Here is a 14018-nt window from a genome sequence, read left to right on the forward strand (position 1 = left end):
GGGCGCGCCAGGATCCTCATCTTCGGTTTTGTCCGTGTTCGACTATGGCAGGTTAACCGATTGAGGTAAACCGCCGCCGATGGGCACAACTACCCATCCGACGCGCGTGCCGCTGAACGGTGCGCGTCAGTCCACGATCAGGCCGGTGCCCGTGCCGTGGGCCAGGGTCACCGGGTGGATCTCGCCGAAGCCGCGGATGGTGCGGACCTTCTGCGGCATCAGCACAAAGCGTTCGTCTCCGGCCAGAGTGGCCGCGGTGGTGGAATCCAGCAGCACCGTGCCCGGTTCCGCCAACGCGGTCAGCCGGGAGGCGAGGTTCACGGTGGGACCGTAGATGTCCCCCAGCCGGGAGACGATGCCGCCCCAGACCATGCCCACCCGGGCGGAGGGCAGCAGCTCGTCCTCCGCCATCGTCTTAGCCAGGGCCAGCGAAATCTCCGCGCCGGCGTGCGGTGTGGATGCCAGGTAGAGCACTTCGTCGCCCACCGTTTTGACCAGCCGGCCGCCGCCCACGGAAATGATTTCGGCGCACTTGTTCTCGAACCGCTGCACCAGCTGGGCCAGCGTCTTCTCGTTCATCTGGCGGGACAGGCTGGTGTAGGAGACCAGGTCCGCAAACCCGACGGCGCGCAGCAGCGGCATCGAATCGTCGTCGTGCTCGCCGGCCGCCCCCAGGCCGGCCTCGGCCCGGACGGTCAGCCGCGCGATGGCCGCGTTGAGCTGGCGCCGGTACGAATACAGCAGCACCTTCTCCAGCGATTCGATCAGGTTGGGCAGTTCGGTGACGAGGCGTTTGCGGGCCTCGGCGTCGGTGATCCGCATCTGGTGGACCATTTCTTCCACCAGGGCCTCCACCTGCCAGACCACCATGCGGTCCGTCATCTGCCCGATGGAGCGGGTGATGGAGATGGCCGCTTCCTCGGTCAGCCGCTCGTCGCGGACCATGTCGATAATGGTGGTCAGCGCCTCCAGGTCAGCCTGCGTGAATGCCACGTCCTCGTCGCCGAGGTTGGCAAAACCCAGCGCGCGCCAGATCTTGCGCGCCGAGAGCAGGGACACCCCGGCCCCGGCGGCCACCTCGCGGCGGCGCATGGTCCGTTCGGAACCGAGCAGCCGCACCTCCAGGTCCCGGACCGCCTGCCGGTTCACCTTGTTCGGCTGCGGGTCCTCGCGCACATCCGCCTGGACCGCGCGGACCTCTTCCCTGGGCACGATCCTGGGCATGGACAGCGTCAGCGGCTCCGGTTCCCGTTGCTCGCTATTGCTGGTCATCGCCTTGCCAACCTTCCTCGCCGTATTCCATCTCCTGCAATCTTTCCATGTCTACGCCATCAAACATCGCAGTCCGCGGCAGATCCTCGATGGCCTTCACCACCAGTGAACGGAACCGGACCACTTCCGGCACGTCCGGCAGCACCGAAAAACGTCCGTAGCCTACGTCCGCCCGCAGCTGCCCGCTGCGCAGCATCCGCTGCAGCAGACTCTGCTCGGTGGCCAGCCCGAAAATCGATGCCAGCAGCAGCTGGTGTTCGCGCCGCTTGCCCCAGCCCTGCCGGACAATCAGCCGCCGGTTGGTGAGCAGGTACCTGGTGCCCAGCCAGCGCAGCAGCGGCAGCACCGACATTTTGCCCATCAGCAGTACCGCCAGCAGCAGCCCGATCAGCAGCAGGGGCAGGCGCCAGTCCGCCAGCCAGGCGGGCAGGTCCTCCCGGCTCAGCCAGCCGGCGCCGAAACCGCCGGCGGCCAGCACCAGCAGGAACGCGACGGCAGGCCAAAACAGGCGCCGCGCCTGGGGACGGGTGATGACAATGACCCGCTCCCCCGGGTCCAGTTTCAGCCGCACCGCAGCTCCGGGACCGGGGTGGTTGATCGGGGCAAATCATGAACCTTCGTAGGGGCGCAGATGTACGACGTCGCCGGCGGACACTACATGTTCGGTGCCGTCCGCTTCACGCACCTTGAGCGCGCCGAAGCTGTCCAGCCCGAACGCCTCGCCGATGATCTCCCCGCCGTCCGGCAGCTCCGCACGCACCTGCTGGCCGAGCGTGACCATGACCTTCTGCAGCCGGGAGAGCAGGCTGCTGCCATCCTTCCACTGCGCCTTCGGGTCCCCGTTGACGTTGCAGAACTGGCGGTAGCGCTGGGCAAAAACCCGCAGGTAGGACATCAGCAGGATGGTGCGGTCCGTCGTCGCACCCTTTTCCAGCGCCACGGAGGTGGCCGTGGGAACGGGCAGATCCTCCTTGCCCAGGGTCACGTTCACGCCGCTGCCAATAACGACGGCGGGCGGGGTGCCGTCCGGGTAGCTCACCATCTGGGCGAGGATGCCCGAGATCTTCCGGCCGCTGACCAGCACATCATTGGGCCACTTGACCTTGGCCTCCAGCTGCGCGTACTCGCCCAGCGCCTCGGCCAGGGACATGGCCGCCAGCAGCGAGAACCAGCCGTAGCTCTGCGTGGGCACCGGGTTCCCGGCGTGGTTAAACGGGCGCAGCAGCACGCTGACAATCACGGAGGAGCGCGGCGGGGCGGTCCACTGCCGGTCCAGCCGGCCGCGGCCCTGGGTCTGCTCTTCGGCCACCAGGACGCTCAGATCGGAGAAGCCCACTTTGTCTCCGCCGGCCTTGGTGGCCAGGTCGGAGTTCGTGGAGCCGGTAGACTCCACCAGTTCCAGCTTCCGGTAGGGTCCCAGCGGAGCACAGAGCGCATCGCTGAGTCCTTCGAAATCCAGCGCCGGTCGGTCAACGTCGGAGAAACTCTGGCTCATGAATCCATCCTACGCAGAGCGGCCCGTTTAGGCACCGGACGCGCGGGCGGCAAAATGTCTACGCGCGAAATTGTAGGATTGCTACAGCTATTGACCCACCGGCACTTACTAGACTTGGTGAAACAGTGCCGCGGTCGGCAGACTTTTTGTACGAAACCTACTTAACGCCTTCCCGCGGGCACACTGAGACCGCCACCAGCAACGCCACCAGCAACGCCAAGCGCGCAGAATCCGGAGATTTCATGAGCCTCGAAACAGATCTTGATCTGTCGACCACTGCCGGCAAGATCGCGGAATTCCGCCGCCGCCAGGCCCAGGCCATGCAGCCCTCCGGCGCCGAAGCCATTGAAAAGCAGCATGCGCGCGGCAAGCACACCGCCCGAGAGCGCATCGAGCTGCTGGTGGACGAAGGCTCCTTTGTTGAGTTCGATGCTCTGGCCACGCACCGCTCCACCGCCTTCGGGATGGAGAAGAAGAAGCCGCTCGGCGACGGCGTGGTCAGCGGCTACGGCACGGTGGACGGCCGGCTGGTGGCGCTCTACAGTCAGGACTTCACCGTCTACGGCGGTTCGCTGAGCCAGGTCAACGGCGAAAAGATCGTCAAGGTGCAGGAGTTCGCGCTGCGCAACGGCTGCCCGGTTGTCGGGATTAACGACGGCGGCGGCGCCCGCATCCAGGAAGGCGTCGCCTCGCTGGCCATGTTCGCGGACATCTTCCGCAACAACGTGGCCGCTTCCGGCGTCGTTCCCCAGATCTCGCTGATCATGGGCCCGTGCGCCGGCGGTGCCGCCTACTCCCCCGCGCTGACGGACTTTGTGGTCATGGTGGACAAGACCTCGCACATGTTCATCACCGGGCCGGACGTCATCAAGACGGTCACCGGCGAGGAAGTGGACATGGAGACCCTCGGCGGCGCCCGGCAGCACAACGCCACCACCGGCACCGCCACATACCTGGGCGCCGACGAAGCCGACGCCATCGAGTTTGTCCGGGAGCTGCTGGACTTCCTGCCCTCGAACAACCTCACCGAAGCCCCGCTGCTGGACTTCGACGAGGTGCTCGAGACCACCGAGGCAGACCTTGAGCTGGACACGCTCATCCCGGATTCGGCCAACCAGCCGTACGACATGCGCACGGTCATCGAGCATGTAATGGACGACGGCCACTTCCTCGAGATGCAGTCCCTCTACGCGCCCAACGTCATCATCGGCTACGGCCGGGTGGAGGGGCACACTGTCGGCGTAGTCGCCAACCAGCCCATGCAGTTCGCCGGAACCTTGGACATCAACGCCTCGGAAAAGGCCGCCCGCTTTGTCCGGCACTGCGATGCGTTCAACATCCCCATCCTGACCCTGGTGGACGTCCCCGGTTTCCTGCCGGGCAAGGACCAGGAGTTCAACGGCATCATCCGCCGCGGCGCGAAGCTGCTCTACGCCTACGCTGAAGCCACCGTGCCCAAGCTGACCGTCATCACCCGCAAGGCCTACGGCGGCGCCTACATTGTCATGGGTTCGAAGAAGCTCGGCGCTGACCTGAACATCGCCTGGCCCACCGCCCAGATCGGCGTCATGGGTGCCCAGGGCGCGGTGAACATTCTCTACCGGCGGGACCTCGCCGCCGTGCAGGCCGAAGGCGGAGACGTTGAAGCCCGCCGCCAGGAGATCGTCACCCAGTACGAGGAAGAACTGCTCAATCCGTACCAGGCGGCCGAGCTCGGCTACCTGGACGCGGTGGTGGCGCCGTCCGACACACGGCTTCAGATTGTCCGCGGCCTGCGCGCGCTGCGGGACAAGCGGGCCACCATGCCGCACAAGAAACACGGAAACATCCCGCTGTGACCGTCGGCCACGCAAGGACACACATCCGTCCGGCGGGAACAGCCACCGGCCATACCCGCTGGTCCAGCCCCGACCAGGCCGCCACGCGCTGGTCCGGAAATGAGGAACGCATGCACGCAGAAGCCGAGGCCCAGACCGAGCAGGCCCCGTTGTTTACTGTTGCCAAGGGAAATCCCAGCGCCGAAGAACTCGCGGCGCTGACCGCCGTCGTTCTTGCGCTGCAGTCCTCCTCTACCGAGGACGAAACCGGCGGCCGAGCGCGCCGCCGCGGCTCCCGCCGTCGTGAATTGCTGCGCCCGGTGGTTCAGCACGGCCCCGGTGCCTGGCGGCACACCTTCCGGTAAGGCCACAAAATAAGAAGACCGGCAGCCCCCAACGCGCTGCCGGTCTCCGGTCTTTGTGCGGGACTTGGTCCCGTGGATCAGGCGGTGTGTGCCGCCCGCACCGCTTCAGCCAGCGGCGTGCTGGGACGGCCGATCAGCTTCGCCAGATCCTCGCTTTCGGTGTCGAGGTCGCCTGCGGCCGTGTTGGCCTCGAGTGCGGTGAGGAAGCCTGCCATGCCCTCATCCAGGCCGGCGGCGAGCAGGCCTTGCTGGTACTCGTCCAGGGTGACGTTGCGGTAGCCGATGTTCCGGCCGGTCACCTCGGAGATGACGGAAGCGAGTTCGACCATGGTGAAGGGCGTGCCGCCGAGTTCGTAAACGGCGTTCTCGTGGCCCTCGCCGGTCAACACCACGGCGGCTGCCTCGGCGAAGTCGGCCCGGGTGGCGGCGGCAATCCGGGCATCGCCGGCGGCGCCGATGACCGCGCCGGCCTGCAGGTACTGGCCCAGCTGGCCGGTGTAGTTCTCGATGTACCAGCCGTTGCGCAGCAGCGTGAAGGGGATGCCGGATTCGCGGATCAGGGCCTCGGTGGCCTTGTGCTCCGGAGCCAGGGCCAGGTCGCTGGTATCCGCGCGCAGCACGCTGGTGTAAGCAATCCGCTTCACGCCGGCGGCCTTGGCAGCCGCCAGGACGTTGCCATGCTGCCGGACGCGCTGGCCGACCTCGCTGCCGGAGATAAACATGAGGGTGTCCACGCCTGCCAGTGCCGAAGCCAGGGTTTCGGGCTTGTCGTAGTCGCCCTCGCGGACCGTCACCCCGCGTTCCTGCAGGCCTGCGGCCTTCGCCGTATTGCGTACGACGGCGACAATTGCTGCCGCTTCGATCTCGCGTTCCAGCAGGGCATCGATGACGAGTGCGCCCAGTTCGCCTGTTGCTCCCGTTACTGCATACGTGGTCATGTTGCTCCTTGCGTTGATTACTTGCAACAGAAACTAATGTAGGTGGAATCATTTGAAGCGTCAAGTGAATTCCCGGTAGAGTTGTTCCATGACAGAGCCGCAGTGGTTGAATCCCGAGGAACGCCGAGCATGGCTGGCCGTTGCCTCGCTGATGTTCCGGCTTCCGGCCACGCTGGAGTCCCAGCTGCAGCGCGACGAGGACCTGACCGTCGCCGGCTACATGGTGCTGGCGATGCTTTCGGAGTCCGCCACCCGCGAATGCCGGATGAGCAAACTGGCGGAGCTGACCAATACCTCGCAGTCCCGGCTTTCCCGGATTGTCGCCCGGCTGGAAAAGGACGGCTATGTCACCCGGGCCATGGACGCCAATGACCGCCGGGTGGTGCTGGCGCGCATCACCGAAGCCGGTGTGGCCAAAATCGCTGCCGCCGCGCCGGGCCATGTCGCCGCCGTCCGGGCCGCCGTCTTCGACCGCCTCGACGAAGAGCAGGTCCGCCAGCTGGCGGCGATCAGCAGGACGCTGCTCGGCGCCGACTTCCCACATTTGCCGGAGTAACCTCCGCAGGACTAACGTCGGCCGCATGCAAGCATCGCTGACAGGCAAAGTTGCCCTCGTCGCCGGAGGGACCAGGGGCGCGGGCCGGGGCATCGCCGTTCAGCTCGGTGCGGCCGGCGCCACCGTTTACGTCACCGGACGGACCACCCGGGACCAGTCGTCGGAGATGCAGCGGCCGGAAACCATCGAGGAGACCGCGCAACTGGTCGAGGAGGCCGGCGGCCACGGGATCGCGGTCAGAGTAGACCATCTCGTCCCTGACGAGGTGCGCGATCTGGTGGCCCGCATCGATGCCGAACAGGGCGTCCTGCACATCCTCGTCAACGACATCTGGGGCGCCACCGTCATGGAGTGGGACAAATCCGTCTGGGAGTCCTCGCTGGATATTGGCCTGCACATGCTCCGGCTCGGCGTGGACACCCACGCCATCACCAGCCACTTCGCCCTGCCGCTGCTGATCCGGCAGCCGGGCGGATTGGCTATCGAAGTCACCGACGGTACGGACGAGTACAATGCGGAAAACTACCGGGCCTCGTTCTTCTACGATCTGGCCAAATCTGCGGTGAACCGGATGGCTTTCCTGCTGGCGCACGACCTAAAGCCGTACGGCGCCACGGCGCTCTCGCTGACCCCGGGCTGGCTGCGGTCCGAAGCGATGCTGGACGAATTCGGCGTAACCGAAGCGAACTGGCGCGATGCCACCGAGCGCATTCCGCACTTCGCCATTTCCGAGACCCCGGCCTACGTGGGCCGGGCTGTCGCGGCCCTCGCCCAGGATCCCGAGGTCTCCCGCTGGAACGGCAAGTCGCTCTCCAGCGGCGAGCTGGCCAAGGTCTACGGCTTCACGGATGTCGACGGCAGCCAGCCCGACGCCTGGCGGTACATGCGCGAGGTCCAGGATCCGGACAAACCCGCGGATACCACCGGCTACCGTTGAGCTGCCGTCACGCCCACGATTAACGACGGCGGATCGCCCACCTTCTGTCCGTCGCACCCAGTCAGCGCGGATCCATGACGGTGCCCAGGAAGAGCGGCAGCCCCGTGTCCGCGTGGATGATCTGGTAAAGGAACGGGCGGTTGAAGTCCAGCCTCACGTCCGGCTGCGGCGGGAGCGAGCCGGCCATAACATCCAGCTGCGTCACGGCAGCCGCCACCGTGCCCTTCTCTCCCACTGTGATGTTGGCCTGCTGCGTCGCGCCGGTGACACGGGCCTCCGGCTGGATGGCGTGGAGGTCCGGCGCCTCGCCGAAAGTCTCCGCCAGGCCCAGGCCGCGCAGCACCGGGATCAGGTTCTGGGTGTACTCGTGCTCCCACTTCGGCAGCCCCAGCGACACCATCGCCGGATCCGCCGCAGCCATCGCCCGGTTCACTGCTGCCAGTCCTGCTTCATCCAGCACCGGCGAACCTTCGTCCGGCAGGACCAGACGCATCAGGAAGCCTTGGTTGTAGGGCAGGTCTATCCCCTGCCAGCCCTCGCCGCGGGCGTAGTCGGCGCGCAGCAGTTTCCCCATCAGCTCCGCCTGGACCACCTCCCCGTCCAGCAAGGTGAAGTCCTGGGTGTTGGTTGACGACGGCGAGAACGGATCCGCCCAGGCCGCCGCGAAGTACACCGCGTTCAGCAGGGTCAGCGTGTTGTCCTCGTCGTACCCGCCGGGCGCTTCCGTGATCCGGCCGCCGGTGTTGTGGTCCACCCAGGCGTCCAGCTTGTCCTTGGTGGCGGGATCCGCATAGTCCACTGGATAGACGCCCGAACCGTAGTGCTCCGCCAGCCGGGCCAGGTACTCCTCGCCGGTAGGCGTGCCCGCATCAACGAACACCCCGTTGGCCAGGTGCAGCAGCGGTGTGGCCGGAGGCTCGTCCTCGTCGACGGAGCCGGGATCGCCGTCGTGCTCCTGCCACGCCTTGAGCAGCGCGTTCATCGCCTCGTCCCGGTCCTCGGCAGGCAGGCCGAGCACCGCATCCATTTCCGCCGCCGTCGTGGTGCCGGCGCCGGTGCGCAGCATGGCGAGCGCGTAGAGCAGGCTGGCCGGGCTCGTGACCTGGTTCATCTCCGGCCTGCCGGCAAGCATGGCCGCGCCGAGTTTGAGCGTGGCATCCTGCAGCGATGCCACGGCTTCCGGGTACTCCTGCAAGGCGACAGACTGCTGCTCCACCCCGTCCGCCACCAGCAGTTCCGGCTCCGGCGCACCGCACCCGGCCAGCGTCAAAACCGGCACCAGCCCGAGCGCGGCGAGCACCGCCGTCGTTCTTCTGCGCACATCCCTGCACCGTCCTCTTGACATTCCGGGCGCGCCGCTCCGCCGGCCGGCCCCGTACTTTCAACCTACGTTCACCCGCCGGCAAACAACAGACCCGCGCCGGGCACAATCCGGACACGGAAGGCTTGCGAAACCCACAGGCAGTGTCCACAGGCAACCGATGGCAGGTAGGCTCGGCTTGTGACTAACCAGACATCTGAAACCACCCTGGATAACACGGCCGTGCGGAACCCCTCGGCGATCGACGCCGTGGCGGACTCCTTCACCGAGTCGCTGCTGGAGATGAATCCCTCGCTCGCAACGTCGCTGGGCATCCCCGGCCACGAGACCGAATACCCGGATTACTCCCCCGCCGGTGCCGAGGCGCTGGCCGAATGCACCCGCGAGGCGCTGCGCCGGCTGGAGGATCTGGAGCCCACGGACGATGTGGACCGGGTGACCCTGGATGCGATGCGCGAGCGGCTGGGGCTGGAGCTGGAGATCCACGAGAGCGGCCTGGACCTGGCGGACCTGAACAATATCGCCTCGCCCTCGCAGGACATCCGCGCCATCTTCGACCTGATGCCCACGGCCACTGCCGAGGACTGGAACAACATCGCCGGCCGGATGGACAACGTGCCGGACGCCATCAGCGGCTACGCCAGCTCGCTCCGCGCGGCGAAGGAACGCGGGATGGTGGCGGCCAAGCGCCAGATCCGTACCGTGATCGAGCAGGCCAGGGCGTACGCGGCGGAGGACGGCTTTTTCCATTCGCTGGCCGCTTCCGCCCGGATTGCCGACGGCGACGTCCAGCAGAGCGGCGACGGGTCCATCGCGGCCAGTGACGGCGACGGCGGGCTGCCCGAGGACCTGCGCAAGCGCTTGGCTGCCGGCGCCGAAGCCGCTTCCCACGCCTACGCCTCGCTGGCTGCGTTCCTCGAAAACGAGCTGCTGCCGGAAGCGCCCGAAAAGGACGCCGTTGGCCGGGAGCACTACTCGCTGATGTCCCGCCGCTTCCTCGGCGCCACGGTCGATCTGGAAGAGACTTACCAGTGGGGCGTGGAGGAACTGGACCGCATCATCGCCGAGCAGGAAGCCGTGGCCCAGCAGATCAAGCCCGGCGCTTCCATCGAAGAGGCGATGGCCGCGCTGGATGCGGACGAGTCCCGGCAGCTGCGCGGCACGGACGCGCTGCAGGCCTGGATGCAGCAGCTCTCGGACCGCGCGGTGGCGGAACTGTCCGGCACGCACTTCGACATCTACGAACCGATGCGCCGGCTCGAATGCCGCATCGCGCCCACGCAGGAAGGCGGCATCTACTACACCGGGCCGTCCGACGACTTCTCCCGCCCGGGCCGCATGTGGTGGTCCGTACCCGAGGGCGAGGATTCCTTCACCACGTGGAAGGAAACGACCACCGTGTACCACGAGGGCGTGCCCGGCCACCACCTCCAAATTGCGACGGCGACCTACCGCCGCGAGCTCCTGAACAACTGGCGCCGGAACATCTGCTGGGTGTCCGGCCACGGCGAAGGCTGGGCGCTCTACGCCGAGCGGCTGATGGAAGACCTGGGCTACCTGGCAGATCCGGGCGACAAGATGGGCATGCTGGACGCCCAGCGTATGCGCGCCGCCCGCGTGGTCTTCGACATCGGCGTCCACCTGGAACTAGAGGTGCCCGCGCGCTGGGGTTCGGGAACGTGGACGCCGGAGAAGGGCTACGAGTTCCTGAAGAAGAACATTGCCATCAGCGAGGGCCAGCTCAAGTTCGAGTTCACCCGTTACCTGGGCTGGCCGGGACAGGCGCCCTCCTACAAACTGGGCCAGCGGCTGTGGGAGCAGATCCGCGACGAGCGCCGCCGCAGCGAGGGCGAGTCCTTCGACATCAAACGGTTCCACAGCGAGGCACTCAACTTGGGCTCGGTGGGACTGAATACCTTGCGCCGCGCACTGCTGGGCGACGTCGCTGCGGCTTCCGAGGCGTAGGAGGGACATTATTCCCGCGGGCAAAGGCGGCGGGAATAATGTTGAGCGCAACGCAGCCGAGTCACCGGCGACGGTCCTCGCCTGCGAAAACGGTGTTGGCCAGCACCGCTTTCGCAGACCAGGACCGTCGCCGGCGATTTTCCTCACACGGGCGCCGGGAATAACTTCACAGAACCCTCGCACCGGCGGGCCGTCACACCAAGGGTGACGGCCCGCCGTCGTACGTCGTTGTAATATTTCGCAACGCTGCCTTTTACTTGGTATACGCGCCATCTATGGTCTTCGAGTGACTACTGCTACCAGCCCCGAAAAACAGGCCCGGAGACTGCCCTCGTGGGCCACCGCCTTCGGCCCGCAGATCATCGCCGCGCTGATTGCCGGCCTCATCCTTGGTCTCGTGGCCAAGAACATGGGCGAGTCGGCCGCCGGCGAACCGAACTGGCTCACCGAGACGCTGACGACCATCGGCTCCAGTTACATCTCGCTGCTGAAGGCCGCCGTAGTGCCGCTGATTTTCACCGCCGTGGTCAGCTCCATCGCCAATCTTCGTGCGGTCTCCGATGCCGCCAAGCTGGCTTGGAACACACTGCTCTGGTTCGCCATCACCGCGTTCATCGCCGTGGTGATCGGCATGGTTCTGGGCACAATCATGCAGCCCGGTGCCAGCGCTGCCGGCGAGGTGCCCGGCGAGTACACCGGGCGCACCGGTGACTGGTGGGCGTTCCTGACCGGCCTGTTCCCGGGCAACTTCCTGGGGCTGGAAGCCAGCACCAAGGTGGCCGAATCCGGCGACATGACCACGAGCATCAGCTTCAACGTGCTGCAGATCCTGGTCATCTCCATCGCCGTCGGCATCGCCGCCCTGAAGGTGGGTGCGCCCGCCGAGCCGTTCCTGAAGCTCAATGCCTCCGCACTGGCCGTGATCCAGAAGGTGCTGTGGTGGATCATCCGCGTGGCCCCGATCGGCACCGTTGGCCTGATCGGCAAGGCCGTTGCCACATACGGCTGGGACACCATGGGCTCGCTGGCCATGTTCACGCTGTCCATCTACGTGGGCCTGGCCCTGGTGGTCTTTGTGGTCTACCCGGTGCTGATCCGCGCCCACGGGTTGTCCGTCAAGCAGTGGTTCTCCGGCGCGTGGCCCGCCATCCAGCTGGCCTTCGTGTCGCGCTCCTCGATGGGTACCATGCCGCTGACCCAGCGCGTGACCGAGCGGAACCTCGGCGTACCGCGGGCCTACGCGTCCTTCGCCGTGCCGCTGGGCTCGACAACCAAGATGGACGGCTGCGCCTCGATCTACCCGGCGATCGCTGCGATCTTCGTCGCCCAGTTCTTCGGTGTGCAGCTGGACTTCACGCACTACCTGCTGATCGCTTTGGTGGCCGTGCTCGGCTCGGCCGCGACCGCCGGGACCACCGGCGCCACCGTCATGCTGACCCTGACGCTGTCCACGCTGGGGCTGCCGCTGGAAGGCATCGGTCTGCTGCTGGCCATCGACCCGATCCTGGACATGGGCCGCACCGCCGTCAACGTGGCCGGCCAGACCGTGGTCCCGACGATCGTCTCCAAGCGCCAGGGCATCCTGGATCTGGACCTCTACAACGCGAAGCGCACCGGCGATCCGTTTACCGACGACGCCGCCGTGGACACGGACGGTGTAGACCGGATTGAAACCGGCGCTGATTCCGCCGGGGTTCCCACCGGACGTCGCGAGGAAAACCTGGTCGACTCGAATCGCTAACCTGTTGCGCTAGGTACAGCAGTACAAGAAAACGCTCGGCCGGGAAGTGCCTCCGGCCGAGCGTTTTGCTGTTCAGGAACGGTGTATCCCCCAACGATCCACCGGTCCCGGAACGGTCCAGCCGCAACGGTGCACCGGTCCATTCCGCTGCCTTCGCCACTCTGCTGTGCGAGAGGTAGCCGGAAGAATCCCCGTGGAGATCATACGGTGGAGAGCGGCATGTTGATAAATCAACATTGGATATGTCGGTTTGTGCGCTACTTGCCGAGCGGCGGCCGAAGCGATGACCGTTCTTCGCTGGCTGATGCCGACCTTGCTGAAGCGGGCATTACGCTTAGGGACGTGACTGATTTGCGCCTGATTCTCGCCTCCGCCTCCCCCGCCCGCACCAAACTCCTCACCGACGCCGGCGTCTCCCACAGCATTCTCGTGTCCGACGTGGACGAGGATGCTGTCACAGCGCACTACGGGCTGACAGACCCGCATGACACCGCCTTGCTGCTCGCCCGCGCCAAGGCTGAAGCTGTCGCCAGCCTGCCCGAGGCGGAGGGCGCGCTGGTCCTGGGCTGCGACTCCGTCTTCGAGCTCGACGGCGAACCACACGGCAAGCCGTACGAACCCGAGATTGCCCGCGAGCGCTGGCACCGGATGAGCGGCCGCCACGGCGTGCTGCACACCGGGCACTGGCTAGTCGACTGCAGGGATGTGCCCGCGGACGCCGACGAGGAGGCATCCGGCATGGACAACGGTGCCGCCGCTGGCAGCACCGTTGGGTCAGGCGCCACCATTGGCGCGGTTGCCTCCGCTGGCGTGTACTTCGCCCAGCTCAGCGATGCAGAGATCGACGCCTACATCGCCACCGGCGAGCCGCTTCAGGTAGCCGGTTCCTTCACCATCGACTCGCTGGGCGGAGCCTTCATCGAGCGCGTCGACGGCGATCCGCACGCCGTCGTCGGTCTTTCAATTTCCACCCTGCGCCACCTGCTGGCGAGTGCCAACGTACAGATCACGGACCTCTGGGGGAAATAGTCGGTACTCCGGCCCCGGCAAATACAGCAGAAAAATGTGACTTTTTCATTGGCGCGGACAGGCCTACCGTGGAAACAGGCACGCCCGGCCCGGGCTGCCCAGAGACGGAGGAACTGCCATGACTGTAACTTCGCATGTGCACGACTGCACCATCACGAACTGCTCCTTCAACGACCATACCGAGTGCCACGCCGGAGCCATCACTGTGGCCGGCGGCGAGGACCACGCAGCCTGCGCCACGTTCATTGACACCGGCATCAGCGGCGGCCTGCCCAAGGTCGTCGCCAGCATCGGTGCCTGCCAACGCGCTGAATGCGTCCACAATGACCACCTGATGTGCCAGGCCCCGCAGATCCGCGTTGGACCGGGAGCGGACAACGCGGACTGCCTCACCTACGAGCACGGCACCGCGTAAAAACCTGACCGGAGTGCCTGCCCGCCACCCTGCTCATTTGTGGACCGGTCCTGCTCGGGCGCGTACCGGGTTGGCAGGCCATGCGCCGTTCATCCGGCCTCGCCTGAGCAGGCAAGGCGGCGCGGCTCCAGCACCGTCCGTTTTGTAGAACACCTACAAAGAACCAC

13 protein-coding genes are annotated in these 14018 nt (G+C 66.4%); 8 read left to right on the forward strand and 5 right to left on the reverse strand.

Annotated elements, in window-relative coordinates:
• Positions 1 to 126 precede the first annotated feature (126 nt).
• The 3 genes from AC3A4M_RS03960 to AC3A4M_RS03970 are packed head-to-tail and all read right to left on the reverse strand — an operon-like array spanning position 127 to position 2767.
• Positions 127 to 1272: an adenylate/guanylate cyclase domain-containing protein gene (locus AC3A4M_RS03960; RefSeq protein WP_498734118.1), complete on the reverse strand. Its 1146-nt coding sequence runs from the start codon at positions 1270 to 1272 to the stop codon at positions 127 to 129.
• On the reverse strand, positions 1259 to 1843 hold the full coding sequence (locus AC3A4M_RS03965) for a PH domain-containing protein (RefSeq protein ID WP_498734119.1): 585 nt from the start codon (positions 1841 to 1843) through the stop codon (positions 1259 to 1261). The genes AC3A4M_RS03960 and AC3A4M_RS03965 overlap by 14 nt, the downstream gene beginning before the upstream one ends.
• Positions 1844 to 1879: 36 nt before the next feature.
• Entirely contained in the window at positions 1880 to 2767 is an 888-nt protein-coding gene (locus tag AC3A4M_RS03970; RefSeq protein ID WP_498728676.1) for a biotin--[acetyl-CoA-carboxylase] ligase, read from the reverse strand.
• 242 nt (positions 2768 to 3009) lie between these two features.
• Here AC3A4M_RS03970 and AC3A4M_RS03975 point away from each other — a divergent pair, with 242 nt between their 5' ends.
• Together AC3A4M_RS03975 and AC3A4M_RS03980 are read left to right on the forward strand one after the other, a co-directional pair.
• Positions 3010 to 4605 (forward strand): acyl-CoA carboxylase subunit beta, encoded by a 1596-nt coding sequence (locus tag AC3A4M_RS03975; protein ID WP_139006579.1) that lies wholly within the window; start codon positions 3010 to 3012, stop codon positions 4603 to 4605.
• A complete protein-coding gene (locus AC3A4M_RS03980; protein ID WP_498734120.1) occupies positions 4602 to 4949 on the forward strand; it encodes an acyl-CoA carboxylase subunit epsilon in 348 nt (115 codons plus the stop codon). Before AC3A4M_RS03975 ends, AC3A4M_RS03980 begins: the two co-directional genes overlap by 4 nt.
• A gap of 77 nt (positions 4950 to 5026) precedes the next feature.
• Here AC3A4M_RS03980 and AC3A4M_RS03985 read toward each other — a convergent pair whose 3' ends face one another.
• Complete coding sequence (locus tag AC3A4M_RS03985; RefSeq protein WP_498734121.1) at positions 5027 to 5887, reverse strand: SDR family oxidoreductase; 861 nt, start codon at positions 5885 to 5887, stop codon at positions 5027 to 5029.
• An 88-nt stretch (positions 5888 to 5975) separates the two neighbouring features.
• Between AC3A4M_RS03985 and AC3A4M_RS03990 the strand changes: the two genes are divergently transcribed.
• Together AC3A4M_RS03990 and AC3A4M_RS03995 are read left to right on the forward strand one after the other, a co-directional pair.
• Entirely contained in the window at positions 5976 to 6443 is a 468-nt protein-coding gene (locus tag AC3A4M_RS03990) for a MarR family winged helix-turn-helix transcriptional regulator (RefSeq protein WP_498734122.1), read from the forward strand.
• A gap of 25 nt (positions 6444 to 6468) precedes the next feature.
• Positions 6469 to 7380 carry an SDR family oxidoreductase gene (locus tag AC3A4M_RS03995; RefSeq protein ID WP_498734123.1) on the forward strand — a complete coding sequence of 304 codons (912 nt, stop codon included), beginning with the start codon at positions 6469 to 6471 and terminating at the stop codon, positions 7378 to 7380.
• A gap of 61 nt (positions 7381 to 7441) precedes the next feature.
• On the opposite strand, the gene AC3A4M_RS04000 is transcribed toward AC3A4M_RS03995, so the two are convergent.
• Positions 7442 to 8701 carry a serpin family protein gene (locus tag AC3A4M_RS04000; protein WP_498734124.1) on the reverse strand — a complete coding sequence of 420 codons (1260 nt, stop codon included), beginning with the start codon at positions 8699 to 8701 and terminating at the stop codon, positions 7442 to 7444.
• Between the two features lie 180 nt (positions 8702 to 8881).
• Between AC3A4M_RS04000 and AC3A4M_RS04005 the strand changes: the two genes are divergently transcribed.
• From AC3A4M_RS04005 to AC3A4M_RS04020, 4 genes are all read left to right on the forward strand, one after another.
• Entirely contained in the window at positions 8882 to 10666 is a 1785-nt protein-coding gene (locus AC3A4M_RS04005) for a DUF885 domain-containing protein (protein WP_498734125.1), read from the forward strand.
• 286 nt (positions 10667 to 10952) lie between these two features.
• A complete protein-coding gene (locus tag AC3A4M_RS04010) occupies positions 10953 to 12407 on the forward strand; it encodes a dicarboxylate/amino acid:cation symporter (protein WP_498734126.1) in 1455 nt (484 codons plus the stop codon).
• Positions 12408 to 12749: 342 nt separating this feature from the next.
• On the forward strand, positions 12750 to 13436 hold the full coding sequence (locus AC3A4M_RS04015) for a Maf family protein (RefSeq protein ID WP_498734127.1): 687 nt from the start codon (positions 12750 to 12752) through the stop codon (positions 13434 to 13436).
• A 118-nt stretch (positions 13437 to 13554) separates the two neighbouring features.
• Positions 13555 to 13851: a DUF1540 domain-containing protein gene (locus tag AC3A4M_RS04020; RefSeq protein ID WP_498734128.1), complete on the forward strand. Its 297-nt coding sequence runs from the start codon at positions 13555 to 13557 to the stop codon at positions 13849 to 13851.
• Positions 13852 to 14018: the final 167 nt, after the last annotated feature.

Source organism: Arthrobacter sp. Soil_C_60 (assembly GCF_057656375.1).

Excerpts from the sequence above, each read along its gene's own strand:
- AC3A4M_RS03990 (WP_498734122.1), top strand. The coding sequence starts at position 5,976 with ATGACAGAGCCGCAGTGGTTGAATCCCGAGGAACGCCGAGCATGGCTG.
- AC3A4M_RS03985 (WP_498734121.1), bottom strand. The coding sequence starts at position 5,887 with ATGACCACGTATGCAGTAACGGGAGCAACAGGCGAACTGGGCGCACTC.
- AC3A4M_RS04020 (WP_498734128.1), top strand. The coding sequence starts at position 13,555 with ATGACTGTAACTTCGCATGTGCACGACTGCACCATCACGAACTGCTCC.
- AC3A4M_RS03975 (WP_139006579.1), top strand. The coding sequence starts at position 3,010 with ATGAGCCTCGAAACAGATCTTGATCTGTCGACCACTGCCGGCAAGATC.
- AC3A4M_RS03970 (WP_498728676.1), bottom strand. The coding sequence starts at position 2,767 with ATGAGCCAGAGTTTCTCCGACGTTGACCGACCGGCGCTGGATTTCGAA.
- AC3A4M_RS03960 (WP_498734118.1), bottom strand. The coding sequence starts at position 1,272 with ATGACCAGCAATAGCGAGCAACGGGAACCGGAGCCGCTGACGCTGTCC.
- AC3A4M_RS03995 (WP_498734123.1), top strand. The coding sequence starts at position 6,469 with ATGCAAGCATCGCTGACAGGCAAAGTTGCCCTCGTCGCCGGAGGGACC.